This window comes from Rhodococcus sp. LB1, assembly GCF_001583455.1.
In the GTDB taxonomy this organism is placed as follows: Bacteria; Actinomycetota; Actinomycetes; order Mycobacteriales; family Mycobacteriaceae; genus Rhodococcus_F; species Rhodococcus_F opacus.
The window spans coordinates 52,702-79,541 of sequence record NZ_LTCZ01000368.1; the positions used below are offsets into that span (position 1 = coordinate 52,702).

General features: G+C 68.4%; 29 protein-coding genes. 20 read left to right on the forward strand and 9 right to left on the reverse strand.

All coding sequences use genetic code 11. The features are described 5' to 3' along the window. Nucleotides 1-2 precede the first annotated feature (2 nt). Nucleotides 3-1,004, forward strand: coding sequence for a sugar phosphate isomerase/epimerase family protein (locus AZG88_RS35875; protein ID WP_005243623.1), 1,002 nt, complete (start codon nucleotides 3-5; stop codon nucleotides 1,002-1,004). Between the two features lie 76 nt (nucleotides 1,005-1,080). Here the strand turns inward: AZG88_RS35875 and AZG88_RS35880 are convergent, their stop codons facing one another. Further along, nucleotides 1,081-1,980 (reverse strand): LysR family transcriptional regulator, encoded by a 900-nt coding sequence (locus tag AZG88_RS35880; RefSeq protein ID WP_005243622.1) that lies wholly within the window; start codon nucleotides 1,978-1,980, stop codon nucleotides 1,081-1,083. Between the two features lie 83 nt (nucleotides 1,981-2,063). On the opposite strand from AZG88_RS35880, the gene AZG88_RS35885 reads away from it, so the two are divergent. From AZG88_RS35885 to AZG88_RS35915, 7 genes are read left to right on the forward strand one after another with little or no spacing between them, the layout of a single operon-like run. After that, nucleotides 2,064-2,954, forward strand: coding sequence for an EamA family transporter (locus AZG88_RS35885; RefSeq protein WP_082764537.1), 891 nt, complete (start codon nucleotides 2,064-2,066; stop codon nucleotides 2,952-2,954). Nucleotides 2,955-2,996: 42 nt separating this feature from the next. Next, nucleotides 2,997-3,581, forward strand: a complete 585-nt coding sequence (locus AZG88_RS35890) for a biotin transporter BioY (protein WP_007299149.1) — start codon at nucleotides 2,997-2,999, stop codon at nucleotides 3,579-3,581. Continuing rightward, the gene (locus AZG88_RS35895; RefSeq protein ID WP_061700459.1) at nucleotides 3,578-4,699 is read left to right on the forward strand and encodes a class I adenylate-forming enzyme family protein; all 1,122 of its coding nucleotides are present in this window, start codon (nucleotides 3,578-3,580) and stop codon (nucleotides 4,697-4,699) included. Before AZG88_RS35890 ends, AZG88_RS35895 begins: the two co-directional genes overlap by 4 nt. Continuing rightward, nucleotides 4,696-5,823, forward strand: coding sequence for a thiolase family protein (locus AZG88_RS35900; RefSeq protein ID WP_025431983.1), 1,128 nt, complete (start codon nucleotides 4,696-4,698; stop codon nucleotides 5,821-5,823). Before AZG88_RS35895 ends, AZG88_RS35900 begins: the two co-directional genes overlap by 4 nt. Next, nucleotides 5,820-6,500: an energy-coupling factor ABC transporter ATP-binding protein gene (locus tag AZG88_RS35905; protein ID WP_061700460.1), complete on the forward strand. Its 681-nt coding sequence runs from the start codon at nucleotides 5,820-5,822 to the stop codon at nucleotides 6,498-6,500. Before AZG88_RS35900 ends, AZG88_RS35905 begins: the two co-directional genes overlap by 4 nt. Next, nucleotides 6,497-7,099, forward strand: a complete 603-nt coding sequence (locus AZG88_RS35910) for an energy-coupling factor transporter transmembrane component T family protein (RefSeq protein ID WP_061700461.1) — start codon at nucleotides 6,497-6,499, stop codon at nucleotides 7,097-7,099. Before AZG88_RS35905 ends, AZG88_RS35910 begins: the two co-directional genes overlap by 4 nt. Further along, the gene (locus AZG88_RS35915; protein ID WP_061700462.1) at nucleotides 7,092-8,486 is read left to right on the forward strand and encodes an AMP-binding protein; all 1,395 of its coding nucleotides are present in this window, start codon (nucleotides 7,092-7,094) and stop codon (nucleotides 8,484-8,486) included. Before AZG88_RS35910 ends, AZG88_RS35915 begins: the two co-directional genes overlap by 8 nt. Nucleotides 8,487-8,490: 4 nt before the next feature. On the opposite strand, the gene AZG88_RS35920 is transcribed toward AZG88_RS35915, so the two are convergent. The 3 genes from AZG88_RS35920 to AZG88_RS35930 all read right to left on the reverse strand — a co-directional run bounded on the left by AZG88_RS35920 (nucleotide 8,491) and on the right by AZG88_RS35930 (nucleotide 11,559). After that, complete coding sequence (locus AZG88_RS35920; protein ID WP_061042428.1) at nucleotides 8,491-8,811, reverse strand: AtuA-related protein; 321 nt, start codon at nucleotides 8,809-8,811, stop codon at nucleotides 8,491-8,493. Continuing rightward, a complete protein-coding gene (locus AZG88_RS35925; protein WP_061700463.1) occupies nucleotides 8,808-10,181 on the reverse strand; it encodes an acyclic terpene utilization AtuA family protein in 1,374 nt (457 codons plus the stop codon). Before AZG88_RS35925 ends, AZG88_RS35920 begins: the two co-directional genes overlap by 4 nt. 67 nt (nucleotides 10,182-10,248) lie before the next feature. Then, nucleotides 10,249-11,559 (reverse strand): CitMHS family transporter, encoded by a 1,311-nt coding sequence (locus AZG88_RS35930; protein ID WP_061042427.1) that lies wholly within the window; start codon nucleotides 11,557-11,559, stop codon nucleotides 10,249-10,251. A 123-nt stretch (nucleotides 11,560-11,682) separates the two neighbouring features. Here AZG88_RS35930 and AZG88_RS35935 point away from each other — a divergent pair, with 123 nt between their 5' ends. The 3 genes from AZG88_RS35935 (at nucleotide 11,683) to AZG88_RS35945 (ending at nucleotide 13,443) form a co-directional block, all read left to right on the forward strand. Further along, nucleotides 11,683-12,603: a LysR family transcriptional regulator gene (locus AZG88_RS35935; RefSeq protein ID WP_005258441.1), complete on the forward strand. Its 921-nt coding sequence runs from the start codon at nucleotides 11,683-11,685 to the stop codon at nucleotides 12,601-12,603. Between the two features lie 9 nt (nucleotides 12,604-12,612). Beyond that, nucleotides 12,613-12,978 carry a VOC family protein gene (locus tag AZG88_RS35940; RefSeq protein WP_005243602.1) on the forward strand — a complete coding sequence of 122 codons (366 nt, stop codon included), beginning with the start codon at nucleotides 12,613-12,615 and terminating at the stop codon, nucleotides 12,976-12,978. Nucleotides 12,979-13,062: 84 nt separating this feature from the next. Further along, entirely contained in the window at nucleotides 13,063-13,443 is a 381-nt protein-coding gene (locus tag AZG88_RS35945) for a VOC family protein (RefSeq protein ID WP_005258437.1), read from the forward strand. A 23-nt stretch (nucleotides 13,444-13,466) separates the two neighbouring features. Here AZG88_RS35945 and AZG88_RS35950 read toward each other — a convergent pair whose 3' ends face one another. Beyond that, the gene (locus tag AZG88_RS35950; protein WP_025431987.1) at nucleotides 13,467-14,504 is read right to left on the reverse strand and encodes a LacI family DNA-binding transcriptional regulator; all 1,038 of its coding nucleotides are present in this window, start codon (nucleotides 14,502-14,504) and stop codon (nucleotides 13,467-13,469) included. 141 nt (nucleotides 14,505-14,645) lie between these two features. On the opposite strand from AZG88_RS35950, the gene AZG88_RS35955 reads away from it, so the two are divergent. Together AZG88_RS35955 and AZG88_RS35960 are read left to right on the forward strand one after the other, a co-directional pair. Then, nucleotides 14,646-15,701 carry a Gfo/Idh/MocA family oxidoreductase gene (locus AZG88_RS35955; RefSeq protein ID WP_061700464.1) on the forward strand — a complete coding sequence of 352 codons (1,056 nt, stop codon included), beginning with the start codon at nucleotides 14,646-14,648 and terminating at the stop codon, nucleotides 15,699-15,701. 5 nt (nucleotides 15,702-15,706) lie between these two features. Next, nucleotides 15,707-16,489: a TIM barrel protein gene (locus AZG88_RS35960; RefSeq protein WP_061700470.1), complete on the forward strand. Its 783-nt coding sequence runs from the start codon at nucleotides 15,707-15,709 to the stop codon at nucleotides 16,487-16,489. A gap of 27 nt (nucleotides 16,490-16,516) precedes the next feature. Here AZG88_RS35960 and AZG88_RS35965 read toward each other — a convergent pair whose 3' ends face one another. Beyond that, a complete protein-coding gene (locus AZG88_RS35965; RefSeq protein ID WP_061042425.1) occupies nucleotides 16,517-16,945 on the reverse strand; it encodes a hypothetical protein in 429 nt (142 codons plus the stop codon). Between the two features lie 16 nt (nucleotides 16,946-16,961). On the opposite strand from AZG88_RS35965, the gene AZG88_RS35970 reads away from it, so the two are divergent. From AZG88_RS35970 to katG, 6 genes are all read left to right on the forward strand, one after another. Further along, on the forward strand, nucleotides 16,962-18,302 hold the full coding sequence (locus AZG88_RS35970; protein WP_061700465.1) for a sensor histidine kinase: 1,341 nt from the start codon (nucleotides 16,962-16,964) through the stop codon (nucleotides 18,300-18,302). Nucleotides 18,303-18,319: 17 nt separating this feature from the next. Beyond that, nucleotides 18,320-18,988 carry a response regulator gene (locus AZG88_RS35975; RefSeq protein ID WP_061700471.1) on the forward strand — a complete coding sequence of 223 codons (669 nt, stop codon included), beginning with the start codon at nucleotides 18,320-18,322 and terminating at the stop codon, nucleotides 18,986-18,988. A 54-nt stretch (nucleotides 18,989-19,042) separates the two neighbouring features. Next, nucleotides 19,043-19,198 carry a hypothetical protein gene (locus tag AZG88_RS53100; RefSeq protein ID WP_005243594.1) on the forward strand — a complete coding sequence of 52 codons (156 nt, stop codon included), beginning with the start codon at nucleotides 19,043-19,045 and terminating at the stop codon, nucleotides 19,196-19,198. A 265-nt stretch (nucleotides 19,199-19,463) separates the two neighbouring features. Continuing rightward, entirely contained in the window at nucleotides 19,464-20,480 is a 1,017-nt protein-coding gene (locus AZG88_RS35980; RefSeq protein ID WP_156517702.1) for a hypothetical protein, read from the forward strand. Between the two features lie 115 nt (nucleotides 20,481-20,595). Next, entirely contained in the window at nucleotides 20,596-21,039 is a 444-nt protein-coding gene (locus tag AZG88_RS35985) for a Fur family transcriptional regulator (RefSeq protein WP_005243590.1), read from the forward strand. 36 nt (nucleotides 21,040-21,075) lie between these two features. Next, entirely contained in the window at nucleotides 21,076-23,304 is a 2,229-nt protein-coding gene (gene katG / locus AZG88_RS35990) for a catalase/peroxidase HPI (protein WP_005243589.1), read from the forward strand. Nucleotides 23,305-23,398: 94 nt separating this feature from the next. Here the strand turns inward: katG and AZG88_RS35995 are convergent, their stop codons facing one another. The 3 genes from AZG88_RS35995 to AZG88_RS36005 all read right to left on the reverse strand — a co-directional run bounded on the left by AZG88_RS35995 (nucleotide 23,399) and on the right by AZG88_RS36005 (nucleotide 25,321). After that, nucleotides 23,399-23,698 carry a hypothetical protein gene (locus tag AZG88_RS35995; protein WP_061700466.1) on the reverse strand — a complete coding sequence of 100 codons (300 nt, stop codon included), beginning with the start codon at nucleotides 23,696-23,698 and terminating at the stop codon, nucleotides 23,399-23,401. 516 nt (nucleotides 23,699-24,214) lie between these two features. Beyond that, nucleotides 24,215-24,448 (reverse strand): hypothetical protein, encoded by a 234-nt coding sequence (locus AZG88_RS36000; protein ID WP_005243586.1) that lies wholly within the window; start codon nucleotides 24,446-24,448, stop codon nucleotides 24,215-24,217. A gap of 93 nt (nucleotides 24,449-24,541) precedes the next feature. Further along, on the reverse strand, nucleotides 24,542-25,321 hold the full coding sequence (locus AZG88_RS36005) for an acetoin reductase (RefSeq protein WP_005243585.1): 780 nt from the start codon (nucleotides 25,319-25,321) through the stop codon (nucleotides 24,542-24,544). Nucleotides 25,322-25,502: 181 nt separating this feature from the next. Here AZG88_RS36005 and AZG88_RS36010 point away from each other — a divergent pair, with 181 nt between their 5' ends. Then, entirely contained in the window at nucleotides 25,503-26,705 is a 1,203-nt protein-coding gene (locus tag AZG88_RS36010) for a GAF domain-containing protein (protein ID WP_197487990.1), read from the forward strand. Nucleotides 26,706-26,840 lie beyond the last annotated feature (135 nt).

A 26,840-nucleotide genomic window follows, 5' to 3' on the forward strand; every position in this document is an offset into this window, starting at 1 on the left:
TCATGAAACTCGGTGTGTACACCGCCGTCCTGCACGACCGCAGCCTGCGCGAGGCGCTGGAGACCATCGCGTCCCTCGGGCTCGAGGGCGCGGAGATCAACGCGGGCGGCTTCCTGCCCACCCCGCACCTGCCTGTCAAGGAACTCCTCTCCGGTGAGGTGTCACCGCAGGAGTACCTGAAGGTCTTCGACGAGACCGGCGTCTCCATCGCCGGCCTGAACTGCAACGGCAACCCCTTGCACGCGGATCCCGAGGTGGGCCCCGAGGACGCCGAGGACCTGCGCAACGCGATCAAGGTCGCCGGCCTGCTCGGTGTGGACCGGGTGGTCACGATGTCCGGGCTGCCGGCCGCGCATGCCGGCGGCCAGTGGCCGGCCTGGCACGTGAACACGTGGGACAGCGGCTATCTCGACTCCCTCGACTACCAGTGGGATCAGGTCGCGGTGCCGTTCTGGAAGGAGATCGACGCGCTCGCCCGTGAGAACGGCGTCAAGGTCGCGATCGAGATGCACCCGCAGAACCTGGTGTTCAACCCGCCGACTCTCGAGCGCCTGGTCGAGAAGACCGGTGCGACGAACGTCGGCGCCGAGATGGACCCGTCGCACCTGTTCTGGCAGGGCATCGATCCGGTCGCCGCGGTCGACTGGCTCGGCGACCTCGTGTTCCACGCCGCGGCGAAGGACACCCGGATCAACGAGAACTGCAAGATCTACGGTGTCCTCGACGACCGGTTCACCCGGATCCCGGCCGACCAGAACCCCACCGGACTCGGTGGCAAGCACGTGGTCAACAAGTGGCCCGAGGACTCGGCGTGGGACTTCGTCGCCGTCGGTCGCGGACACGACGTCGATTTCTGGTCCCGTTTCCTCGCCGCCTTGCAGCGGGTCGACCCGGACATGGCGGTCAACATCGAACACGAGGACGTCGAACTGGGACAGCTCGAAGGGCTGCAGGTCGCGGCCCGCACCCTGAAGGACGCGGCTTCCGCGGTGGCCTCCCGCTAGAACCCACCCTGCGCGCTCCCGCTCGAAACCGCCCCGCCTGGTACTCCCGCAGGCGGGGCGTCGTGTATCCGGTGGGTCATGTCGCGCCGGCTGATCGCCGTTCCCGGGTGACGGCTGCCAGGCGGTCGAGGACCAGCCGCAGCGGTGGCCAGGTCGACCTCCCGCGGCGGGTCACGGCGTAGGCCGTCAGCACGACCTTCGGGTTGGTGAGCGGGCGGACCGTGACTTCCTTGCGCGTGGGACGGTCGGCGGGCAGCAGGCCCACCCCGTAGCCGGCGGCGATGAGGTCCTCGACGAGGTCGAGGCTGTCGATCTGATGGGCGATGTGCGGTGTGAAACCCGCGAGCGAGGCCAGGGTGCGGACGGCGTCCTCGTCGGCAGTGTTGCGAGAGTTCACGATCCAGGGCGAACCGGCATAGGCGGCGACGTCTGCGGGTCCGTTCCCGGCGGGCGTGGGGACGCCGAGTCCCCAGGGAGTCGACCACAACGGGACGGCCTCGAGCGCGGTGCCCGGGGATGCCGGTGCCAGGTTGTAGTCGTAGGTCAGGGCGAGATCGAGTTCGTCGTCGGCGAGCAATGCGAACGCCTCGACCGGCTCGTATTCGCTGATCACCACGTCCACCTGAGAGTGGGTGCGTGCCAGTTCGGCGACGACCGGGAGCAGCGACACCCGGATGCCCGTCGCGAAACCCCCGACGCGCAGGGTGCCGACCGGCTCGGCGTGGGGGTCGAGGTCGAGCCGGGCGGCGTCGACGGCCGCCAGGATGGTGACGGCGTGGTCGGCCAGCCGGCGACCGGCCGGAGTGAGCCGCACCCGGCGGCCGGTCGGTTCGACGAGCTGCGCACCCGTCTCCTTCGCGAGTGCGGCGATCTGCTGGGAGACAGTCGAGGTGGTCAGCCGGTGTGTTTCGGCGACCTCGCGCATGGAGCCGAGACGGGAGAGCTCGAGCAGGAGATGCAGGCGTCGGGTATCCACCCACTAATTGTTCGCGATATCCGAACGGTTTGTCCATGAAAGTCACGTGGACGTGAACGGTCGAGGTGGCCTTCAATGCAGACATGACCAGGAACTCGACTCACGTCGGCGCGACGATGGCGCTGACCTCGATGCTGTGCGTGCAGAGCGGACTCGCGATCTCCGTCGGCGTGTCCGAACGCGTCGGCGCCGAGGGTGCCGCCTGGTTGCGCCTGGCATGGGCTGGGGTGTTGCTGGCCGTGATCGTGCGGCCTCGTCGGAAGGCGTTCACGCGTTCGTCCCTCGGCGCGTGTGTCCTGCTCGGAGTGGTCACGGCGGCGGTCACCCTGCTGTTCATGGCCGCGGTGGACCGGATCCCGCTGGGAACCGCCAGCGCGCTCGAGTTCCTCGGGCCCCTCGGCGTCGCTGTTCTGCACGGACGCGGTCGCCTGAAGTGGCCGGCGCTGGCGGCCGTCGGGGTGCTGCTGCTGACGCAACCCTGGGCCGGCGGCGTCGACCCGGTCGGAATCCTGTTCGCACTGGGGGCGGCCGCGTGCTGGGCCCTCTACATCGTGCTCACCCAGCGCGTGGGCGACGAGGTGGCCGGTCTCAACGGGCTCGCGGTGTCCATGCCGGTCGCCGGGCTGGTCGCGACTGCGGTGGGCGGACCGTCGATGCTCGGAAAGATGACGCCGGACCTGTTGATCATCGGGCTGGGTTTGGCGATACTGCTGCCGGTCGTGCCGTTCACGCTGGAGATGCTCGCCCTGCGCCGGCTGAACACCGCGGCGTTCGGGACCCTGATGAGCCTGGAACCGGCGTTCGCGTTGATCATCGGGCTCGTCGTGTTGCATCAGGTACCGGACCACGCGGCCGTGGCCGGGATCTGTTTCGTCGTCGCGGCGGGGATCGGAGCAGCGCGGGCCGGGGCGCGCACGACGCCCGACGAGGGCGACGTCGCGGAGTCTGCCGCACCGTTGTCCGCGCCGACCTGATACCTTGAACGTCGTTCAAGTTTGAAGCAAGAGGGAGTCGTCATGGCAGGTGTCGAGAGTGCTCGGGTGTCGAGGCTCGGTATTTCAGCGCGGGACATGGCGCAGATCGCGGTCTTCGCCGCGCTGATCGCGGCGCTGGGTCTGCCCGGCGCCATCACGGTCGGCTTCAGTGGAGTGCCGATCACACTGCAGACGCTCGGCGTCATCCTCGCCGGCGCGGTGCTCGGCGCTCGCAAGGGCACAGCCGCCGTCGCGGTCTTCATCGCACTGACCCTGATCGGCCTGCCCCTGCTGTCCGGTGGCCGCACCGGACTGACCGCGCTCGCAGGCCCCAGCGCCGGGTACCTCATCGGCTGGATTCCCGCGACGCTGATCATCGGCCTCCTCACCGCTCGGATCCTGCCGAAGTACCCGATCGCGCTCGGTCTGCTGATCAACGCCCTCGGCGGGATCGTCGTCATCTACGTCTTCGGCACCGTCGGACTCCTGCTCCGCACCGATCTGGGTGTCGGCGCCGCCATCACCACCAACTTCGCCTTCATCCCCGGCGACCTGCTCAAGGTCGTCGTCGCGACCGTGGTCGCCAAGAGCGTGCATCGCGCGTACCCCGGCCTGATCCGTACGTGAGTTCCGAACTCGGCGGCTCCGGCGATCAGCCTGCTCTCGACTTCGAAGACCGCACCTACACCTACGCCGAACTCGACCGTGCCATCGACCGATGGATCCTCGAGCACGGCCAGGGTGCGCCTGCCTACGACGCGTCGATGCTGCCGGTGCCGGATGCCCTGATCTGCGTGTGCGCGGCGGCGCGGCAGGGGACGGCGGTGATCGTCGAGAACCCCGACGCGCGCCCGGACCGCGCGGTGATTCCACCCTCCGCGTTTCTGCTGGTCGCGACGTCCGGCTCCACCGGCAGGCCGCGTCCGCTCGCGCGCACCGCGGCCTCCTGGTTCGACAGCTTCCCCGCCTTCACCGCGATCACGGGCATCGACGCGACCGACCATGTGCTGATCACCGGCCCGTTGCACGCCACGATGCATCTGTTCGGCGCAGTGCACGCACTCTGGCGAGGTGCGTGCGTCACCGACGACCCGTCCCGGGCGACGGTGGTGCACGCTGTTCCCGCCGTTCTCCGTGAGGTGGTGGGGAAGGCCCCGAAGCTGCGCACGGCGATCGTCGCCGGCACCGCCCTGGACGACGGCGCCCGCGCGGTGGCGGACGGCATCGAGATCGTCGAGTACTACGGCGCCGCGGAACTCTCCCTCGTCGCGGCGCGCCGGGTGCCCGAACCGCTCCGGCTGCTGGACGGCGTCGACGCCGACATCCGCGACGGTCTGCTGTACGTCCGGTCGCCGTACAGCGTGATCGGAGTCCCGGAGTGGTTCGGCGTCGGTGACCTGGCCGAACTCGGTGACGACGGCGAGCTGACGGTGCGCGGCCGGGGAGAATCCGCGATCAATGTCGGCGGCACCACGGTGATCGCCGAGGACGTCGAGCGCATCCTCGAGACGCTCGACGGTGTCGCCGCGGCCGCCGTCGTCGGATCGCCGCATTCGGTGCTCGGCGAGACCGTCACCGCCGTGGTGGAGCTCGACGGCACCGCGGAGATCGGTGAGCTCCGTTCCCGAGCACGCCGGACGCTGACGAAGGAAGCATTGCCCCGCCGCTGGGTGCCGATCGAGGCGATGCCGCGGACCGCCAGTGGCAAGGTCGCCCGAGGTCGAGTGAGAGACTGGCTGGCATGAGCTCTGTCCCTGTTCTGGTGGCGCCGCGTCGGACGCCGATCGGCAATGCCGGGCACGGGTTCGCCGATCTGACCACCACCGACCTGGCCGCCCCCGTGCTGCGCGAGGTTCTGACGTCGCTGCGGGGGTCGGGCATCGATGCCGAGGTCGACGACGTAGTCCTCGGCAATTGCCTCGGGCCGGGCGGTGATCCGGCACGGGTCGCGGCCCTGCAGGCGGGGATGGGTGTGGAGGTTCCCGGTGTCACCGTCGACCGGCAGTGCGGTTCCGGACTCGACGCGGTGATGCAGGCCGCGCTCCGTGTGCGCAGCGGCGCCGACGAGCTGATTCTGGCCGGGGGCGTCGAATCGGCGAGCACGGCGCCGTGGCGGTTCTGGCCGCCGGCGCCGGGCGCCGATCCGGTGCGCTACACCCGCGCTCCCTTTGCGCCGCAAGACTTCCCCGACCCCGACATGGGGGCGGCCGCGGACGATCTCGCGCGGGTGCGCGGAATCAGCCGTGAGCGGCAGGATGCGTACGCGGCGCGGTCGCACACGCTCGCCGCAGCCGCCGACTTCTCGTCGGAAATCGTGCCGGTCGGTGACATCGAGCGGGACCAGCGCATTCGCGCAGGCATGACCGAGGCCAGGCTCGCGCGGCTACGCCCCAGCTTCGGAGCCGGCGGAACGGCCACTGCAGGGAACTCCTGCGGCATCTCGGACGGCGCCGCCGTGCTTGCGGTGACGACCGAGTCGCTGGCCGCCGGACTGCCTGCGTTGCGAATTCTCGGCTCGGCCGTCGCGGGATCGGACCCGGCGCTGCCCGGACTCGGACCGGTTCCCGCGATCCGCAAACTCCTGAAGAGGACCGGATACGACGTGGCGGATCTGGGCGTCGTCGAGATCACCGAGGCCTTCGCGTCGGTGGTGCTGGCGGTGTCGGACGAACTCGGCCTGGACGAATCTGTGATCTGCCCGCAGGGCGGCGCCATCGCCATGGGGCACCCGTGGGGCGCGTCGGGAGCGATCTTGTTGGTGCGCTTGGCAAGTCAGATGCTGCGCGAGGACGGACCCCCGCTCGGGCTCGCGGCCTGTGCCATCGGCGGCGGACAGGGCATCGCGATGCTCGTGGAGCGTGTGTCGTGAGTGAGATCGTCTTCGATTCGGTGACGCACGCCTTCGGGGACCGCCCGGTGCTGCGCGGCGTCGACCTGCGTTTCTCCGAGCGCCGCGTCGGCATCATCGGTTCCAACGGTTCCGGCAAGTCGACCCTGGCGCGCATGATCAACGGGTTGCTGAAGCCCACCTCCGGCACCGTCACGGTCGACGGTGTCGACGCCGCCAGAAAGGGCACGCAGGTGCGCCGCAAGGTCGGGTTCGTGTTCACCGACCCCGACACCCAGATCGTCATGCCCACGGTGTCCGAGGACCTGGCGTTCTCGCTGCGCCGGTCCGGTCTGAGCAAACAGGAGATCGCCGGCCGCGTCGAGGAGATCCTGGTGCGGTTCCGGCTCGACCAGCACGCCGATCACCCCGCGCACCTGCTGTCCGGGGGCCAGAAGCAGCTGCTCGCCATCGGCGCCGTCCTCATCCGCAGGCCGGAGGTGATCATCGCCGACGAGCCGACGACGCTGCTGGATCTGCGGAACGCGCGCGTCGTCTCCGAAGCACTCGATTCGATGGACCAGCAGGTGATCGTCGTGACCCACCAACTGGCGCTGCTGGAGAGTTTCGAACGGGTCATCGTCATCGACGACGGTCTCGTCGCGTTCGACGGCAGCCCGGACGACGCCGTCCCCGCGTACCGGCAGTTGGTCGAATGATCGGCCTGTACCGCCCGGGCGACTCGTTCCTGCACAGGATGCCCGCCGGGCTGAAACTGCTGCTGTTGATCGTGTCGATCGTCACGGCCACGGTGTTCGTGCGCACCCCGCTCGAGGTCGGTGTCGTCGTCCTGGTGGTGGGCCTGCTGTTCGCGGTGGCCTCCATTCCGTGGCGGGTCGCCGTGGCGCAGTTGCGTCCGGTGGTGTGGATGTTGTTGATCATCGCCGTGTTCCAGGTGCTGATCACGTCGCCCGCGCGGGCGGTCGTCGTGTGCGGGGTGCTGCTGATCTCGGTGGCGCTCGCCGCGTTGGTCACGCTCACCACCCGGGTCACCGACATGCTCGACACGGTGTCGCGCGCACTCGGGCCCCTGCGGAGGTTCGGGGTCGATCCGGACCGGATCGGGCTCCTGCTCGCGTTGGCGATCCGGTGTATCCCGCTGCTGACCGGGATCGTGCAGGAGGTGGCGCAGGCGCGGAAGGCGCGCGGGTTGCAATGGTCGATGACGGCGCTGGCCACACCGGTTCTGGTCCGCGCCCTCCGGACCGCGGATGCGATGGGCGACGCCCTCGTCGCACGGGGAGTGGACGATGACTGAGCTGCTCGCCGAGCGTGTCGCTCGACGGGCTGCCGAGAACCCGGAGACGACAGCGGTCGTGTCCGCGCGCGAGACCGTCGACTACGGCCGGTTCTGGTCGCGGGTCACACGCACCGCCGCCGGGCTCGACGGCATGAATCGGGTCGCAGTGCTGCCGACGTCGGATGTCGGGTCGCTGGTCGTGGTGACGGCGGCGATGCACGCGGGAGTCAGCGTCGTGCTGCTGCATCGGCATCTCCTGCCCGCGCAGCTGACGCGGGTTCTCGAGCTCGCGAAACCCGGTGCCGTGGTGGCCGCGTCGCACCAGCACACCAGGTTGCGGAGACTGGGATTCGACGGGACCGTCGAGACGGCGGACAGCCTCGAATCCGACGGCACCGCGGACCGGGCGCGTCCCGGCACCGAACTGCTGGTCGGCATCACGTCCGGCACCACGGGTGAGCCGAAGCTGTTCGTGCGCAACCAGCGTTCGTGGGCCACGACCCTCGACCGCTCGGACGCGACGTTCGACATCGGCAGCGGGGATCGCGTGGCGGTGCCCGGAGTTCTCGACCACACCCATTTCCTGTACGGCGCGCTGCACGGGCTCACTCGCGGTGCGACGGTGGATCTGCGATCGGTCACGCACTCGCTGCGCGACGCGGCCACACATCTGTACTCGGTACCCACCATCGCCTGGGATGTGGTGCGATCGGGGATCGGTCCGGTCGGAAGTGTCCGCGAGGTGCTGTCGTCGGCGGCCCGGTGGCCGCGGACGGGACGTCAGGCGTTGCAGGAGGTGTTGCCGAATGCGTCGCTCGTGCACTTCTACGGCGCATCCGAACTGAGCTTCGTGTCGTTCGACCGGGGTCTCGGCGCCGCCGACGAGCATGCGGCAGGCGAACTGTTCGACGGTGTCGACGCAGAGATTCGCGAGGGCCTGGTTCACGTGCGCAGCAACATGCTGTTCGACGGCTACCTCACCGAGGACGGCGTGGTGAACGGCCCCGCCGACGGGTGGATGACGGTGGGGGACCGTGGCCGGGTGGCGGGCAACAGCCTGCAGTTGTTCGGCCGGGACAGCGACACGGTGATCCGGGCGGGACTCAATGTGGAACCTGCCGCCATCGAGGCGGCGTTGACCGCGATTCCCGGGATCTCGGAGGCTGCGTGCATCGGAGTACCGGACAGCCGGATGGGCGAGGCACCGGCCGCCGCGATCGTGGTGGACGGCGACGGGCCGAGTTCCACCGAGATCTGGCGGCATCTGCGCGCCACGTTACCCAGCCCCAGCATGCCGGTTCAGGTTCTCGCCGTCGACAGCTTGCCTCGCACACCGCGCGGCAAGCTCGATCGTCAGGCGCTCGCCGCCACCCTGGCAGCGTCTCGAGACCGGAATCCCGTGTAGCCCGTCAGATTTCGAGGCTCAGCAGGTGATAGCCCAGCGTCTTGCCGTGTCCGTCGAGTGCGGGTGAACCCGTGACGCCGCCGCCGAGGACGCCGGGCAACTCGAACACCATCGCCGTCAGGTTCGGCTGGCAGGTGCGCCGGGCGGGTCCGGTGATCAGTTCACCATAGTGCGCGGCGACGACGTCCTCGGTCAGTCTCTCCGTGAGATGCCGGTAGGCGGCCCGGTCCCTGGCCAGCACGGCGACGATGAGGGTGTCCCCCTTGTCGCCGGCACGGACGTCTGCGAGTGTGTCGATCTTCTGAACAGTTGCGGGCGTGGTCATTTCGACACCTCCGTGAGATGCACCCGGGTGGGCACGAGGTCGCGGGGGAGGGTGCACGAGCGGATCGCGAGTACCTCGGTCGACGACCGCCGGGCGCCGCCGCCGCCGGCCGGTCCGTTGGTGTACAGGCTTTCCACCTCCCAGCCGACGAGGTCGGCTTCCTCGCGGGTCCGTGCGCGGGCGGTGACCCGCACGCGCACCTCGTGGGCATCGGTGTCGGTGTCGAGTCCGCGGAAAGCGGCACCGGCGCCGATGTATTCGACGGAGACGGCGCCCTCGGCGAAGCCGTGCACGTCGACGAGACGTTCGGTGACGATGTCCGCGGCGAGCTGGGCACGGGGGTAGGCCCGCGGTCCCGCGTAACTGATCTGCCCCTCACCGAGCCAGCCGCCGCGGAACCCGAGGGTGACCTTCAGCTGCTGTGGGCGGGGGCGCCCCGTTGCACCGGTGACGGCGACCCGATCGGGTCCGACGCTGGTGAACGACACGTTGCCGAAGTCCGCGGTGACGTCCGGGGTCAGATACGACGTGGGATCTCCCACCTCGTACAGGAGTTGCTCGGCGCAGGTTCGTTCGGTGAGTATCCCGCCGGATCCGTCGAGTTTGCCGAAAGTCGCCGATCCGTCGGCGAGGACGTCGGCGAACGGGAAGCCGAGATCGGCCATACCCTTCACCGGTTTGGTGACGGGATCCGCGTAGTACCCGCCCGTGAGTTGTCCGGCGCATTCGAGTAGGTGCCCGATCGCGGTTGCAGCGCCGATGGTTTCGTGGTCGGCCAGGTCCCATCCGAAGTGGTGGGCGAGTGGGGCGACGTAGAGGGAAGGGTCGGCCAGACGCCCGGTGACCACGACGTCGGCGTCCAGTTCGAGCGCGGGGATCACGGCCTCCGCGCCGATGTACGCGTTCGCGGAGACGAGTTCCTCGTCGTGCTCCGACAGACGTTTCCCGGTCTCCCACACGACCGGGTCGTGGCGCAGCACCTGCTCGAGCACCGCGTCGCCCGTGATGGCAGCGATGCGCACCCGCCGGTCGGCGGACCGGGAGGCGATGCCGGAGACCAATTCGGCAGCGGTGAGAGGGTTCGCGGCACCGGCATTGGTGATCACCGTGGTCCCGGACGCGAGCGTGTGCGGGAGAACCGCGCGCATGCGTGCGGCGAGGAGCGGATCGTATCCTTCGTCCGGGTTCTCGAGTCGGCGAGAGTTTCCGGCGGCAACGGTGCGTTCGCCGAGGCATTCGAAGATCAGGTAGTCGAGGTCGGCGTGCCGGGCGAGTTTCTCGGCGGGGTCGATGCGATCCCCGGAGAACCCGGATCCGGCGCCGAGTCGCACGCTCCGCGAAGCGCTGCCGCGGGTGCTCGATGGTGTCACGGGCTCGAAGTCCTTTGCTTGTTCGACGGGCGGTGGGTGGGCCGGCCTGAGGTGGTGTCGCGGACGATTACAGCGAGATGGCACCGGTGAGCAGCGCCATGACGGTCATCACGATCGTGGTTCCGAAGGCCCAGCCGAAGATGAACCGCTGGTGCTTGCCGAGGTCCACCTTGCTCAGTCCGATCAGGATGAACGTCGCGGCGGTCAGCGGGCTGAGCGGGAACCCGGTGGTCATCTGGCCGAGGATGGCGGCGCGGCCGATCTCCGCGGGGTCGCCACCGAACGATGCGGTGGTTTCCGCCAGCACCGGTACGACGCCGAAGTAGTAGGCGTCCGGGGTGAAGACCAGGCTGAGCGGCATCGACGTGACGGCGGTGATGACGGGGATCAGGGACCCGGCGGACTGCGGAATCCAGGAGACGAAGGTCTGCGCCATCGCGGTGATCATCCCGGTGCCGTTGAGGATTCCGGTGAGCACGCCTGCCGCGAGGATCATCGCCACCACCATGGTGACGTTGCCGCCGTGCTTGGCGAACAGGGCCTGCTGGTCGTCCCACTTCGGGCGGTTGACGGCGAGCGCGAGTGCGAATGCGATGGCGAATGCCACCTCCAGCGGCACGAGCTGGAACAGCAGGATCACGATCAGAACGAGGGTGAGCACGGTATTGAACGCCATCACCGCCCGTTGGCGACCGGTGCGCACCGGCGCGTCGGAGACGTGCGGCGTGCCGGGACCACCGCCGCCGGGAGATGCCAGTTCGGTGACGCCGAGCCGTTTACGTTCCGTGCGACCGATCATGTAGGCGGCGAACAGGACCCACAGGACCCCGGCCCCCATCGCGGGCAGGACCGGCGTGAAGATGTCGGCGCTGGTCAGGTCGAGCGCGGCCATGGCGCGGACGGTCGGGCCGCCCCACGGAATCATGTTCATCAGTCCCGCAGCCAGGCAGACGATGCCGGTCAGGACGACCGGGCGCATCCCGAGTTTCTGGTAGATGGGCAGCAACGCCGAGATGGTGATCAGGAAGGTCGAGGTTCCGTCGCCGTCGAGCGCGACGAGCAGGGTCAGCACCGCGGTTCCGACGGCGATCTTGGTGGGATTTCCCCCTGCCCACCGGACGATCCGGCGGATCGCCGGGTCGAACAGTCCCACGTCGACCATCAGACTGAAATACAGCACCGCGAAGGCGATCATGATGGCGACGGGCGCGACCTTCAGCAGACCGTCGCCCACCATCTCCCCGAGGTCGGGTGCCCATCCGCCCACGATCGCGAACGCGACGGGAACGAGGATCAGTGCGACCAGCACCGAGACTCGACGGCTGAACGCCAGCGCCAGGAAACAAGCGATCGTGGCGAACCCGAGCGCGGCAACCATGTGACCTCCTTCGAAATGGAGTCTCAGTGTCGCGCGCCTCACAATTGTGCGTCAAATATCAATGGACGATCGATTCATGAGTTGATCTCATGAATACCCGGCGCATGAATACCGGCCATACTGATGCGCATGAGCATCAATCTCGGGATCTCTCACCTGAGGAGCATCGTCGCCATCGCCGACTACGCGAGCTTCACCTCGGCGGCCCACGCGCTCGACGTGTCTCAGTCCTCGCTGAGCCGCTCGGTCGCCGAGGCCGAGCGCCGACTCGACGTCACGCTCTTCGAGCGCACCACTCGCCGTGTCGAGCTGACCACGCACGGGCACGAGATCATCGAGCACGCCCGGCGGATGCTCCACGACTTCGACGACGGACTCACGCAGATCGAACGATTCGTCACCGGTGACCGCGGAATCGTGACGGTGGCATGCCTGCCCTCGCTCGCGGCCACGTTCCTTCCCCCGTACGTGGTGAGCTTCCGCGAGCAGCACCCCGACGTACGCCTCCAGATACGGGACGGACTGCGGCAGGAGGTTCTCGACGCCGTGTACTCGGGCACGGTCGACCTCGCCCTGGTCACCACCTCGGGGATTCTGCCCGGCCTGCAGCAGGACGTTCTGACGAGCGACTCCTTCTATTGCGCCGTCGCGCCGACACATCCGTTCGCCGATCGGCCGGTGCTCCGGTGGTCGGATCTCGCCGGACAGCCGTTCATCGCGTTCGGACCCGAGAGCAGCATCGCGGCACCCGTCCGCCGGGCCGTCGAGGATGCGCGCATCGAACTCGGACCCGTCATGCAGGCGCAGAACATCGGCGCGGTAGCGGGATTGGCGGCGGCCGGGCTCGGTGTCACCGCGGTGCCCGAACTCGTGCTTCCCATGATCTCGTTCGCCGGTCTCGTCCACATACCGCTGCAGCCGACGGTCGAACGCACCATTTCACTCGTCCAGGTCGCCGGCCGACCCCAGACGGCGAGCACCCGCGGTTTCGTGAACATGCTTCTCGCCGACCGAACTCCTGATCGAGGAGCCGATTCCGGCTAGAGTTCCGGCATGTCACCTTCTGCCGCAGATCATCATCGACTGAACTACGTGGAGTTGTCGGTCACGGACCTCGCGGACGCGGAAGCGTTCTACCGCTCGGCATTCGACTGGGAGTTCAACTCCTACGGCCCGCAGTACGCGGGCATCGTCGGTGCGGACGGTGAGGAGGTCGGCGGCCTGCTGCAGGTGCCGGAACGGAAGCCGGCAGGCGGACCGCTGGTGCTGCTGTACTCGGTGGATCTCGACGCGTCGGTGGATGCGGTGCGGGCGGCGGGCGGCACCGTCGTCAACGGCCCGTACGACTTTCCCGGCGGGCGCCGCTTCCACTTCACCGATCCGAGTGGCAACGAACTCGGTGTCTGGTCGTCGGCCTAGTATCGGGCAGGGGATCCACGTCGTGTCTCGAAGTCAGCTTCCCTACCGCATGGCCAACGGCCTTGCCGAGAGCAGGTGTCGTTAATGGCATGTCGTATCAGTGAACTCGTGCTCGGTTGCCGCGACCCTGAGGTGCTGGCGCGGTTCTGGTGCGAGGTCCTCGACTTCGTCGTGCTCGATCGCGAGGACGACGGCTCGGTGGAGATCGGACCGCGCGAAGGGTTCGGCGGTCCGCAGCCGACGATCATCCTCAGTCGCAGGGACGAGCCGGAGAAGGGCAAATCCCGGCTGCACATCGACGTCAACGCCACCGACCGCGATCAGGACGCCGAGCTCGACCGCCTTCTGAAGCTCGGTGCGCGCCCGGCCGACATCGGCCAGACAGGGCAGGAGCAGTGGCATGTCCTGGCCGACCCCGAAGGCAATGAGTTCTGCCTGCTCAGGGCCCGCTTGGGCCCACTCTGATGCTCATCGGTCGCATCTCGACATCAGTTACGTAGGCTCCTGACCTGTGCGACAGGGCCGGTGGTCGCGCGGCGGACGAGGTGCGGCGCGAGCACGAGGTCGATCGCCTTGTCGCCGGCGATCTGAGCCAGCGCTCCGTCGACGGCGGCTTCGGCCATGTGCGTGGCGTCCTGCGAGATCGTCGTCATCTGCACGTGCGGAATCCTCGCCAGGCGGGAGTCGTCATAGCCCACGACGGAGATGTCCGCGGGCACGTCCCGGCCACGGCGGACCAGTAGGTCGAGCACGCCGGTCGCACATCGGTCGTTGAAGGCGACGACGGCGGTCGGGGGAGTGGGCAGTTCCAGAAGTTTGTGCATGCCTTCTGCGCCTTCGGTTTCCGTCGTGCCGCCCGCCACGACCGTTGCCGAAGCCGACAGTCCGTGCCGGTCCATCGCGGCCAGGAAACCGGCCCGCCGGTCGGCACCGCCGGGCGCGTCGGCGCCGTCGATGTGGGCGATGTTCCGGTGCCCGAGTTCGGTGAGATGGTCGACGGCCAGGGTGATGCCGGCGACGTCGTCGCCCCGCACGGCACCGACGCCGGGCAGGCCGCTTGCGCGCGCCACGACGAGGGTGGGCACGCGATCGGCCAGGGCGCCGAGCGCATCGGTGTCGAACCGGGTGCCGAGGAGGATCGCGGCCTCGCAGCGCTCCCGCATGAGCGCCTGGACGGCGACCTTCTCGGCACGGCTCGGGGCGACCGCGCTGAGCATCACGTCGTAACCCCGGCGGGTGGCCGCGGCGTAGATCTGTTCGACGAGGTCGCCGTGGAACGGCTGCTGCAGTTCGAAGACGACGCCGAGCAACCGGGAACTGGCCTGGCGCAGTTTCTGTGCGCGCCGATCCGGCACGTAGCCCATCTCGTCGGCGATGTCGAGCACGCGCCTGCGAGTGGCCTCGCTGGCGCCGGGAACGCCGCGCATCACGATCGAGACGAGCGCTGTGGAGACTCCTGCTGCGCGCGCTACGTCGCCCATCGTCGGACGAGCGCCACCGGTCGATCCCGCCACCGGTTCGACCACGTGCACGGCTCCTGTCTTCCGGGCCCCGGGCTGTTCCGCTCGAAGCTGCTCTTGACCAATGATCGCACGAGTTCTACGGTCTAGAACTAGAACGTACTAGTTCGCTTCGACCTCCCCCTTCCACTGCACTGGAGCGCACCCATGTCACTCACCGAAGCCGCAGCCGTCCACTCGACGGCGCCCGCTTCCCACTCGGTACGCATCGCGTTGATCGGTGCCGGACGCATCGGCTCGAATCACGCGGAGATCGTGGCCCGCCTGGTCTCGGGGGCGTCGCTCGTCGCGGTCAGCGACCCGGTCGGCGAGGCCGCGCAGCGTCTCGCCACCACGTTGGGGGCGCCGCTCGCCACCACGACCGTCGACGACGTCCTCACCAGCGACGAGGTCGATGCGGTGCTGATCACCGCCCCCGCGCGGAGTCACACGGACCTGGTCGTCGCGGCCGCGGCCGGCGGCAAGCACGTGTTCGTCGAGAAGCCGATGGCAGTGACCCTCGCCGACGCCGACCGCGCCATCGCGGCGGCCGCCGACGCCGGCATCGTCCTGCAGGTCGGGTTCAATCGCCGATTCGCTCCCGGATTCGCCGCCGCCCGCGCCGCGATCGACGCGCAGAAGGTCGGAACCCCGCAGTTGCTGCGTTCGCTGACCCGCGATCCCGGGCCGTACACCGCCGATCCGGCACGTGTTCCGCAGTGGACGATCTTCCTCGAAACGCTCATTCACGACTTCGACACGCTCTGCTTCCTCAACCCCGGCGCACGCCCGGTGCGGGTGCACGCGGTCGCCGACGCCCTGGTGCGACCGGACGCCAAGAGCGCGGGCCACCTCGACACCGCAGTGGTGACCGTTCAATTCGACAACGGTGCCATCGCCACGGCCGAGGCGAGCTTCAGCGCGCTGTACGGATACGACGTGCGCGCCGAGGTATTCGGCTCCGGCGGCATGGTCACCGCAGGCAGCGGGCTCAGCACCGACATGACCTATTACGGCCCCGCCGGGCTGCACGCCGACACCGCGCGCCGCGACACCGACCTCCTGCACTCCGCGTACGTGGGGGAACTGACCGCCTTCGTCGACGCGATCCGCACCCACACACCGGCCGTCGTCACAGGCCAGGACGCCCGCACCGCGCTGTCGATCGCACTCGCCGCCATCCGCAGCGTCGAGACCGGCTCCGCCGTCGACCTGGACGGGTGACACCGATGGCCACGTACACGCTCGCCGCCAGCGCCGAAATGCTCTACCTCGACCTGCCGTTCCTGGACCGCGTGCACCGCATCGCCGAACGCGGACTCCAGGTCGAGATCTGGGACTGGTCCACCAAGGACATCGACGCCCTCGCCGCCGTCGGCGCCGAATTCTCCTCGATGACGGGCTATCTGGAGGGCAACCTCACCGAACCCGACGGCATCGAGGCGCTGCTCACCACGGCGCAGCAGTCCCTCGATGTTGCGAAACGGCTCGACTGCCCGCGGTTGAACCTGCACGGAACCGGACTCGACAACCGGGGCCTGCCCGTCCGGCCGGTCGAAACGGTCACGCCCGCAATGTGGCTCACCGCCGCCGACACCCTGCGGAAGGTCGCCGAACTCGGCGAACAGGCGGGGCGGGTGTTCACGCTCGAGAACCTCAACCTCGCCGTCGATCATCCCGGTACCCCGTTCGCGACCGCGGCCGACACTCTCGCTCTCGTCCAGGCGGTCGACAGCCCACACCTACGCATGAATCTCGATCTCTATCATGCCCAGATCGGCGAGGGGAACCTCATCGAACTCGTCCGAAAGGCGCTGCCCTACATAGGGGAGATCCAGGTCGCCGACGTCCCCGGACGCTGCGAACCCGGAACCGGCGAAATCCACTACCCGGCTGTCGCCGCGGCCCTCCGCGACATCGGCTACACCGGCGTCGTGGGACTCGAAGGGTGGGCGGAGAACGATCCGGACGACGCGCTCGACGCGTTCGAGGCCGCCTTCGCGCACCCTTAGCGAAACCCGACGCCAGCTGCCCCGCTGTCACGCGGGGGTCATCGTCGGCGTTCGCGCGCCGATCGGTCGCTGCACGATCCCGTGGCCGGACAGGCGTCCGGTGTGGTGGGCCTCGATCATCCGCTGCTCCGCGCGCTGAGACCCGCGCAACGGCAGGGACGAGGCGGCCGCGGCGTCGAGGAGCGCGCGCAACACCGGTTGCTCGGCGGCCAGCGCTTTCCACGTCGCATTCAGAGGGGTGCCGTCCTCGACCGCCTGGTCGAGGCGGGCCGCGAGGTGATTGCTCCACCGGTGCTGAAGTGAGAGCAGGATGTTGTCGGCCGAGCCGAAAAGCTCTATCGCGCCGGGCACTTCGTCGAACCGCAACGCCAGTGCGGGGTCGGCGTGCGCCCGCGCCAGTATCTCTTCCAGTACCGCCCGGCGTGCGCGGAAATCGTTCCACGACATCTCGGCCACCTCCGTAGTTCCGCTGATGACGGCAACGCTACGGATTCGCGGCGGCGGTTTCGCCGTGCCACGGTCGCGTTCTCGTCTCCTACCGTGGGCGGAGGGTGTCTCCGCTCCGGAGAGGACGCGCTGTGGGTGGGTCTTCGCCTACGCTGGTCGTGTGCAGGTGACGGCATTTTTTCGTCGACGCGTGGCGGAGAGTGAGTACGACTACCCGCTCGCTGTGCCGGTGTTCGCGCACATCGCCGTCGTTGCCATCGCCGGTGCGGCTGTCGCGCAACGCGACGGCTTCGTGCCGCCGGGGTGGGTCCTGCTGTGTGGCCTGGTCGCCGCGGTGACCCCCGTTGCGGGAGACATGATCAGACCGGGGGTGGTGCTTCCGCGTCCGTTCCTGGCCGTCGTCGTCATCGCGGCGGCCGCACTGTTGCTCCTGCAGCAGCCCGACACCGCGTTCGACTTCGCTCCGCTCATCCTGGTGATCCTGACCGCCGAGGTCGCGGCAACGGCGTCACTGGCCGTCAGCCTCGCCACCTTGGCTGCCGCGATGGCAGTCCTGTCTGCGTTTGCACTGACGGGCCGACTCGACGGTGCGCCTTACGCTCTCGCCGGAGTCGTGCTGGGCTGGGCCTTCGGTTACCTGATGCTCACGCAGTTGCGCCTCCTTCACCAGGAGCGGGCCTCGAAGGCGATCCAATCCGAGCAAGCCGCCACCCGTGAGCGCCAGCGAATCGCTCGCGAGGTTCACGACGTCATCGCCCACTCGCTGAGCATCACGTTGCTGCATCTGACCGCGGCCCGTCGCGCGCTCGAGCAGGACCGCGACGTCGACGACGCAGTGGACGCGCTCTCCGACGCCGAGCGACTCGGGCGGCAGGCGATGGCCGACATCCGGCGCACCGTCGGGTTGCTCGACGCAGGTCCGGCGGGCACCCGCCCCGAGCCGGGTGTCGCCGATCTTCCCGATCTGATCGACGACTTCCGCCGTGCGGGTCTGCCGGTTGCCTTCGACATGCGCGGGGACCTCTCCGCGGTGTCCGGTGCAGTCGGTCTCGGCATCTACCGCATCACGCAGGAGTCGCTGGCGAACGTCGCCAAACACGCACCCGGTGCCAGTGCCGACGTGCGACTCACGATCGAGCCGGAACGCGTGACGCTGGAAATCCGCAACCCGACCCGAGACCGGGTAACCCCACCGAACGGCTCACTCGGTTCCGGTCTGCGGGGCATGCGCGAGCGCGCGGCGCTGCTCGGTGGCAAACTCCGCGCCGGCCCGGACGGCAGGGGATGGTCGGTGCGCGCCGCGGTCCCACTGCCCCGAGACTCCTGCCGGCCGGCGATCCTCCGTCACATCCCAGGGCTGTCGTGACGGGCCCGGAGATCAGGGTGCTGCTGGTCGACGACCAGGAACTGGTGCGGTCGGGGTTGCGCCGTATCCTGCGGCGCAAGGACGGCTTCGTGATCGTCGGCGAATGCGCCGACGGCTCGGAGGTGCCGGGCGCCGTGGCGGAGCACACCCCGGACGTCGTGCTCATGGACCTGCGGATGAAGAAAGTCGACGGGATCCGCGCGACCCGCGATCTCCGGTCGGGCGTCCAGCCGCCGCCGGTGCTGGTGCTCACCACGTTCGACGACGACGAACTGCTGTCCGGATCGGTCCGCGCAGGTGCGGCGGGTTTCATCCTCAAGGATTCGCCGGCCGAGGACCTGATACGCGCCGTACGCACCGTTGCCGAGGGTGGCGCCTGCCTCGACCCCGCGGTGACCGGACGCGTTCTCGCCACGTATCGCACCGTCGCGCCGTCGTCCGACGGCGGCAGCAGCCGCCTCGCCGAGTTGACCGCGCGAGAACTCGATGTGCTCGCGCTCATCGGGCGTGGGCACAGCAACAGTGAGATCGGGCGTGAGCTGGGTATCTCGGGCGTGACCGTCAAGAGTCACGTCGGGCACATCTTCCTCAAACTCGATCTCCGCGACCGCGCGGCCGCCATCGTGTACGCCTTCGATCACGGCATCGTCTCCCCGGGCGACACCGGGCCGGAGCGCGTTTCCTGACGCCGGGCCGCATTCTGCGCTTACTATTCGTTCACCCCCACGAAGGAATCGATCATGATCGCAATCGGTGTGGTTCTCATCGTCATCGGCCTGATCGTCAAGATCTCGTCACTGTGGATCGCAGGCCTCGTCGTCGGCGTCGTCGGCGTCGTTCTCCTGCTCGTCGGATTGCGGGGCCGCAAGGTCGGCGGACGACAGTACTGGTACTGACAGGCTCGCACGCAAGGCGCACACCGGCGACGAATCGCGTGGGGAGGAGGCCGAAGGTGAATGCGGGACTGGCCGTCGGCACTCATCCTCGGAATCACCACGTTACTCGACCCATCTCGTCGTCGCTCGCACCTGAAAGGGGCGGGCACTCCCAGTCACGTTGCGGCCGTGCCGTATCGAAGAATCGTGCGTGGTATGTGGTGCGCGGTTACAGTCGAGTGGGAACCGGTCACAGGGCCGGTGCGCGACCGGGGAGGGTGAGCGTATGGGGTCGGTGTCGAAGGTGCGGCGTCTCGGTATGGCCGCGGCGGTGAGTTCCGCCGCGAGCGGGCTGGCGGTCTTCGCGGGTTCGGGAGTGGCAGCGGCGGAGTTGCCGTCGCAGTGCGTCCAGTCCCAGAAGACGGTCACCTGCACGTATGCCGACAGTACCGGCGCAGTGTCTCCTTCCGGAGGCATTCACGGTGTGCCGCTGAGGATTCCGGACGGTGTCCGGAAGGTGCACATCGAGGCGGTCGGCGGCCGAGGCGGTGACAGTTGTTGCAGCACGGTCGCTTCCGGCGGCCGGGGAGCGGTAGCCGGTGGTGACGCGTGGCTCGTTCCGGGATCGACGGTGTACGTCCGGGTCGGCGAGAACGGGCACGGCGGCGGGTCGGACGCTCTGACGCAGGTCGAGGGCGGCGGGGGCAGCGGCGGCACCACCGACTGGCGCCGCAACACCACTCCGCCGAACATCAACGGCGGCGACGGGGGAGGTCTTTCGGCCGTCGTCCTCGATACCGGAAGGTCGAGCGTGCTGGTTCCGCATCGAATCGAACTGCCGCTGGTCATCGCGGCCGGAGGAGGCGGCGGCGCGTCGACCGCGAGCGGGATGGTGTCGCCCGGCGGCGATGCGGGAGCGCCGGGAGGCGGTGCGCGCGGCGGCGCGACACCGTCGGGCTACGGCTCGTTCGCGCAGGGCGGCGGACAGGGCGTGTTCGGATCCGACGGGTCGAGCCCGGCGGGGCTTGCCGGTGGTCCCGGATACGGCGGCAGCGCAGGAAGTTCCGGGGCGACGCTCCCGGCGGCCGTCGGTGACGGGATCGGGGCCGGGGGCGGAGGTGGGGCCGGCTGGTACGGCGGTGGTGGGGGCGCCGCCGGGGGACGGATCGGTGGCACCGGCGAGGCGAACGAGCCACCGGGCGGCGGAGGTGGCGGACTCTCCCTCGTGCCGTCGGGCGGCACGATCGGACTGTCTTCGACGGATTCGGTGCCCTCGGTCGTGGTCACCTTCGACCTTCCCTGAAAGGTGTGCCGGAGCCGCGGTGGGCCAACGGACCATGTATGCGTGAGTCGAAGTCACGGCAAATTGTTTCCGCAAAGTCTTGGCTGAGTCCAGAAAAGTAAGTCATAGTGGGTGGGTGCCGTCGATGCCGGATTACGCAGCGCTGCTGCGCGGGGCTGAGCTTCGCGTGACCCGCCCGCGGGTCGCGGTGTTGGAGGCCGTGCACGCGCGTCCACATGCCGATACGGAGACGATTTTCGGAGCGGTGCGCACCGTTCTGGAAGGGGTGTCCCGGCAGGCCGTGTACGACGTGCTGCACGCAGTGACCGCTGTGGGATTGGTGCGGCGGATTCAGCCGCCCGGCTCCGTTGCTCGGTACGAGTCGCGGGTCGGAGACAATCACCACCACGTCATCTGCCGGTCGTGTGGGGTCATTGCGGACGTCGACTGTGCCGTCGGCGAGGCGCCCTGCCTGACTGCGTCCGACGACAACGGTTTCCTCGTCGAGGAGGCCGAGGTCATCTACTGGGGTCTGTGCCCCGACTGCTCGACATCACAGACTTCTCGATCGAACCCATGACCACAGCCCAATTTGGTCTCTCCCGGAAGGAATGTTGTGTCCGATAGCTGCCCGGTCGCTCATGAGGGAAACACTCAGAGCACCAGTGAAAGTGAAAACCCCGTAATCCCGTCTCCCACTCCGGCGGCGAACCGCCCGAGGACGAACCGCGACTGGTGGCCGAACCAGCCGGAGCTGTCGGTGTTGCACGCCCACACGTCGAAGTCGAACCCGATGGGCGAGGACTTCGACTACGCCGAGGAGTTCGCCAAGCTCGACGTCGAGGCGCTCAAGCGCGACGTCATCGATCTCATGACGACCTCGCAGGACTGGTGGCCCGCCGACTACGGCCACTACGGCGGCCTCTTCATCCGGATGAGCTGGCACGCCGCCGGCACCTACCGCATCGCGGACGGTCGCGGCGGTGGCGGTCAGGGCGCCCAGCGTTTCGCCCCTCTCAACAGCTGGCCCGACAACGCGAGCCTCGACAAGGCCCGCCGGCTGCTCTGGCCGGTGAAGCAGAAGTACGGCAAGCAGATTTCGTGGGCGGACCTCCTCGTCTTCGCCGGCAACTGCGCCCTGGAGTCGATGGGGTTCAAGACCTTCGGGTTCGGATTCGGCCGCGAGGACATCTGGGAGCCCGAGGAGATGTACTGGGGTCCCGAGGACACCTGGCTGGGCGACGAGCGCTACAGCGGCGATCGCGAACTCTCGGGTCCGCTCGGGGCCGTGCAGATGGGTCTCATCTACGTGAACCCGGAGGGACCCAATGGCCAGCCGGATCCGCTGGCAGCCGCCCGCGACATCCGGGAGACTTTCGCCCGCATGGCGATGAACGACGTGGAGACCGCCGCGCTGATCGCAGGCGGCCACACCTTCGGCAAGACCCACGGCGCAGGCGACGCCGACCTGGTCGGTCCGGAACCGGAAGGTGCCCCGATCGAGCAGCAGGGCCTGGGCTGGAAGAGTGCCTACGGCACCGGCGTCGGCAAGGACGCGATCACCAGTGGTCTCGAGGTCGTGTGGACCCCCACACCGACGAAGTGGGACAACAGCTTCCTCGAAGTCCTGTACGGCTACGAGTGGGAGCTGACCAAGAGTCCCGCGGGTGCCTGGCAGTGGACCGCCAAGGACGGCGCGGGCGCGGGCACGATCCCCGACCCCTTCGATTCGTCGGCGGGGCGTGCTCCCACGATGCTGACCACGGACCTCTCCCTGCGCATCGACCCGGCCTACGAGAAGATCACCCGGCGTTGGCTCGATCACCCGGAGGAGTTCGCCGAGGAGTTCGCCAAGGCGTGGTACAAGCTTCTGCACCGCGACATGGGGCCCGTCACGCGCTACCTCGGCCCGTGGGTTCCGGAGGCGCAGCTGTGGCAGGACCCGGTCCCCGCAGTCGATCACCAGCTGATCGGTGACAGCGAGATCGCCGCGCTCAAGGGCAAGATCCTCGACTCGGGCCTGTCCATCTCCCAGCTCGTGTCGACCGCCTGGGCGTCGGCAGCGACCCACCGCAGCACCGACATGCGTGGCGGCGCCAACGGGGCGCGAATCCGGCTTGCGCCGCAGAAGGATTGGGAGATCAACAACCCCACCGAGCTGGCCACGGTCCTGCAGACCCTCGAACAGATCCAGCAGGACTTCAACTCGTCCCAGTCCGGCGGGGTGAAGGTCTCGCTCGCGGACCTGATCGTGCTGGCCGGCGCCGCGGCGGTCGAGAAGGCGGCGAAGAACGCCGGCCACGACATCACGGTCCCGTTCACGCCTGGGCGTACCGACGCCACGCAGGAGCAGACCGATGTGGAGTCGTTCGCCGTACTCGAGCCGAGGGCCGACGGGTTCCGCAACTACCTCCGAGAAGGGGAGAAGTTGCCTGCCGAGGCACTTCTGGTCGACCGGGCCTACATGTTGAACCTGACCGCTCCGGAAATGACGGTTCTCGTCGGCGGCCTGCGCGCACTGAACGCCAACTTCGGCCGAACGAAGCACGGCGTCTTCACCGACCGGCCCGAGGCGTTGACCAACGACTTCTTCGTCAACCTCCTCGACATGGGTACGCAGTGGAAGGGCTCGGCCTCGGCGGAGAACGTCTACGAAGGCACCGATCGTGTCACGGGTGACGCCAAGTGGACCGCCACCGCCGTCGATCTCGTCTTCGGTTCGAACTCGCAACTGCGCGCTCTCGCCGAGGTGTATGCCACCGACGACGCGCAGCAGAAGTTCGCGCAGGACTTCGTATCTGCCTGGAACAAGGTGATGAACCTCGACCGGTTCGACCTCGACTGATCACGGTTGATCGGCCCCGGCCGATCAGCCGTCACCTGGCCCGGCACCCGCGAGTTGATCCTCGCCGGGTGCCGGGCCAGATTTGTGACGAATGTCAGAGGTGTGGGAGCGCCGCGGTGAGAAAGACTGTGCCGGCGGCGATTCCGAAAGCACCGGTGAGAATGCCCAGCAGTGCTTCCAGAGACTTGGGCTCGCTTCCTTCGACGGCAGGGTGGTGGTTGGCGGCGATGCCGGCAGCGATGGCGCAGACGCCGAGAACGATGCCGAATCCGAACGTCCAGAACATTACTATCGACAGTGCCCCCAGCATGACCGAGATGTCGCTCCAGTGTTCGCCCTGCAGGTGCTGTGGTCTGGCGAGCCGGGAGAATCGTGCCGGGGGGGCTGTCGGGATTGTGTCGCGACGATCCGTTGTGGACTTCCAGCAAAGATCGGGTCATCGGCCGAGCCTCGGCGAGTCGATCGGAACGCAGCACAGCAACACACCTCCCGTGATCGTCAAAATGGCCCGCCACCTCGGCGAGCACCTCAATCACTGTGCAGAAGAAATTTAGCACTCGGCAATCTTGAGTGCCAGTTCCGGTGGTGTCAGCCGAAACCTGGATGGCCGCTATCGAATGGTTACTGCGTCGGAAGCTGGTCGTTCGGACGCCGCGGTGCTAAATTCCGGATTGCACAGTGGGCCGCGCCCGCCGCCGTGACGGGTGCGCAGGAATTCGGGAGGTGCAGTGCTGTGCGTCGAGAAGAAGACGGATCGTCGAATCAGAGTGCGCAACGTCGCGTTACGGAACTGCGCGAGGACGAGCCCATCCGGTGGCCGGACCCCAGTCCGCTCAGCAGTTGGTGGGATCGGGTTGTGTGGGGTGCGCGGGGGTCGACGACATGACGAGCCCGTCGTCCGACGCAGGGTTCAGCCGGTCGACAGCCTCTCCGCGTTTCGAACCGCGGTCTCGAGGTGCCTGTCCGCGGTGCTCAGGTCGAGCCGGGCATCGCTGAGGCTGTCGATCACCTGTTCCTTCGAAGCGCCGTCGGTTGTGCGGTCGAGTGTGTCGAACGCGTCGGTCAACTCCTTGATGCGGTTCTCGAGTGCTTGCAGATCGAAGCGCAACCGAGCGGTGCGCTCCACCAGGTCGTCGACGTCCACGGCTGCCCCTTTCATCCCCGGACGCGCTGTCGCATCACCACTACGTCCGTCTACCCGTGGATCCGAGCGTGAAACCCGGCAGCGAGTGGCTGCCTATCGATACACCAGACCGCCGTCGATCAGTCCCGCCTGCCCGGTCATGTAGTCGGAATCCGGCCCGGCCAGATACGACACGTACGCGGCGACGTCCTCGGGTGTCTGCGCGCGTCCGAGGGCGATGCCGCCGACGAACTTCTCGAACGTGGCGCCCTTCGGTGCGCCGGTGAGGGCCGAGAACCGCTCGTCGATGGTGACCCACATGTCGGTGCCGACGACGCCGGGGCAGTAGGCGTTGACGGTGATGCCGTCGGACGCGTACTCCTTCGCCGCGGCCTGGGTGAGTCCGCGGACGGCGAACTTGGTCGCCGAATACACGCCGAGCATCGGGAATCCCTCGTGGCCGGCGATCGACGACGCGTTGATGATCTTTCCACCATGTCCCCGTGCTCGGAACTTGGCTGCCCCGACTTGGATTCCCCACAGCACGCCTTCGACGTTCACGGCGAGGATGCGTGAGACCTCCTCCGGTGTCACGTCGGCGATCGGGTTGACCTGGGCGATTCCCGCGTTGTTGACGATGATGTCGAAGCCGCCCAGTTCGCGCTCGGTCCGGTCGACAGCAGACTGCACCTGATCGCGATCCGTCACGTCGGCGACCAGTGAGATCGCCTTCACGCCTACCGCCCGGACCTCGTCGGCCACCGCATCGACCCGGTCGCCGTTGACGTCGACGAGCGAGATGTCGGCGCCGTCCGACGCCAATCGCAATGCGATCGCGCGTCCGATGCCCTGGCCCGCGCCGGTGATCAACGCGACTTTGCCCTTGATGCTCATCCCTAGCTCCTGTCCATCGTGACGGTCCTCACACGAGAGCCAAGCATCGCCAGGGCGGGTATTCAAGGGTTGCAGTCGGTTGCACTGCTGCCCCGCCCGCTGTCGATTACGTTCGCTCCCAATCGAAGTGGGTGGAACCCGGCTCTGGTCGAGCGCTCGCATCCCCGGTAGGCTCGGCCGGGTGAGTACCACCGGTTCGGTTCGACACCGCCTTCCCGCGGTCGGCTCGGGCGTCGATCTACCCCGGCACGCGAGGTTGTTGAGTCAAGTGCACGATGCCGTGCTGTCGGGACGGCAACCGCCCGCGCAACCGCGCGACGTCGTCGGCCGGTCGTGGTCGCGGCTACAAGCGGACGGGGTCAGCCCCGACCGCTGCGAGGACGTGGTGCTCGCCGACTATGCCGAGGTCGAGGCCCGGCGTACGCGAACTGCCCTGCGATCGGTCCTTCCCGAGCTTCGCAACGCGTTGACCCAGGTGGCGGAAGACGCGAACTTCATCGTGGTGATCGCGGACGCCGACGGGGTGGTGCTGTGGCGCGAAGGGTCACGCGGCGTGCGAAAGGCCGCCGACGCGCTGGGGTTCATGGAGGGCGCCCGTTGGTCCGAGAGGTCGGTGGGCACGAATTCCATCGGAACAGCGCTGGTGGAAGATGCTCCCGTGCAGCTGTTCTCGGCAGAGCACTACGCACGGTCGCACTGCGGGTGGTCGTGTACCGGGTCTCCGGTGCACGATCCACGCAGCGGCGAGGTACTCGGCGTCGTCGACATCAGTGGCTCGGCGATGTCGGTTCATCCGACGACGGTGGCACTGGTGCAGACGGCGGTCCGGTTGGCCGAGGCCACACTGTGGCAGGAGCACACGATCACTCGCGAGAAGCTCCGCGGTCATGCGGCACCGGTGCTCGGGGCGACCGCCGGTCCGGCGCTCGTGGTGGACCGGCACGGCTGGGTCGCCGACGCCCGCGGGCTCGCCGTTCCCGACCGGGTGTCACCCCCGTGCCCGGGCATGCCACTGCTCGTGCCCGGGTTGGGGCTGTGCATGCCGGAACCGCTCGGTGACGGCTGGCTGGTGCGACGCGGAGGCAGACCGACGACCATCGCAGTGGAACTCGATCTCGGTGACACCCCGCGAGCAACGGTGCGAGGCGACACGAGCTGGACCCGAGCCCTCTCACCCCGCCACGCGCAGATCCTGCGACTGTTGACCGAAACAGGTTCCGCCGGAATCGATGCCGCGTCACTGAGTGTGGCACTGTTCGGTGACCGCGACCACGTGGTGGCCGTGCGCGCCGAGATCTCCCGTCTCCGGAAGAGCCTCGGCCCCGTTCTGTCCACCCATCCCTATCGGTTCGCGGACGGCGTCGACGTGCACGTCGTCGGTTGACGCGAAGCTCCGAATCGAGGTGGCTGACGCCGCGCCGATGACCCGAATCGTTGATTACGGGCCGACACTCCTGTCGGGTTCGACGGCTGCGAGATGAGTGAGAGGGTCCGCGAGGTCGCGGCCGTGGTGGGCCAT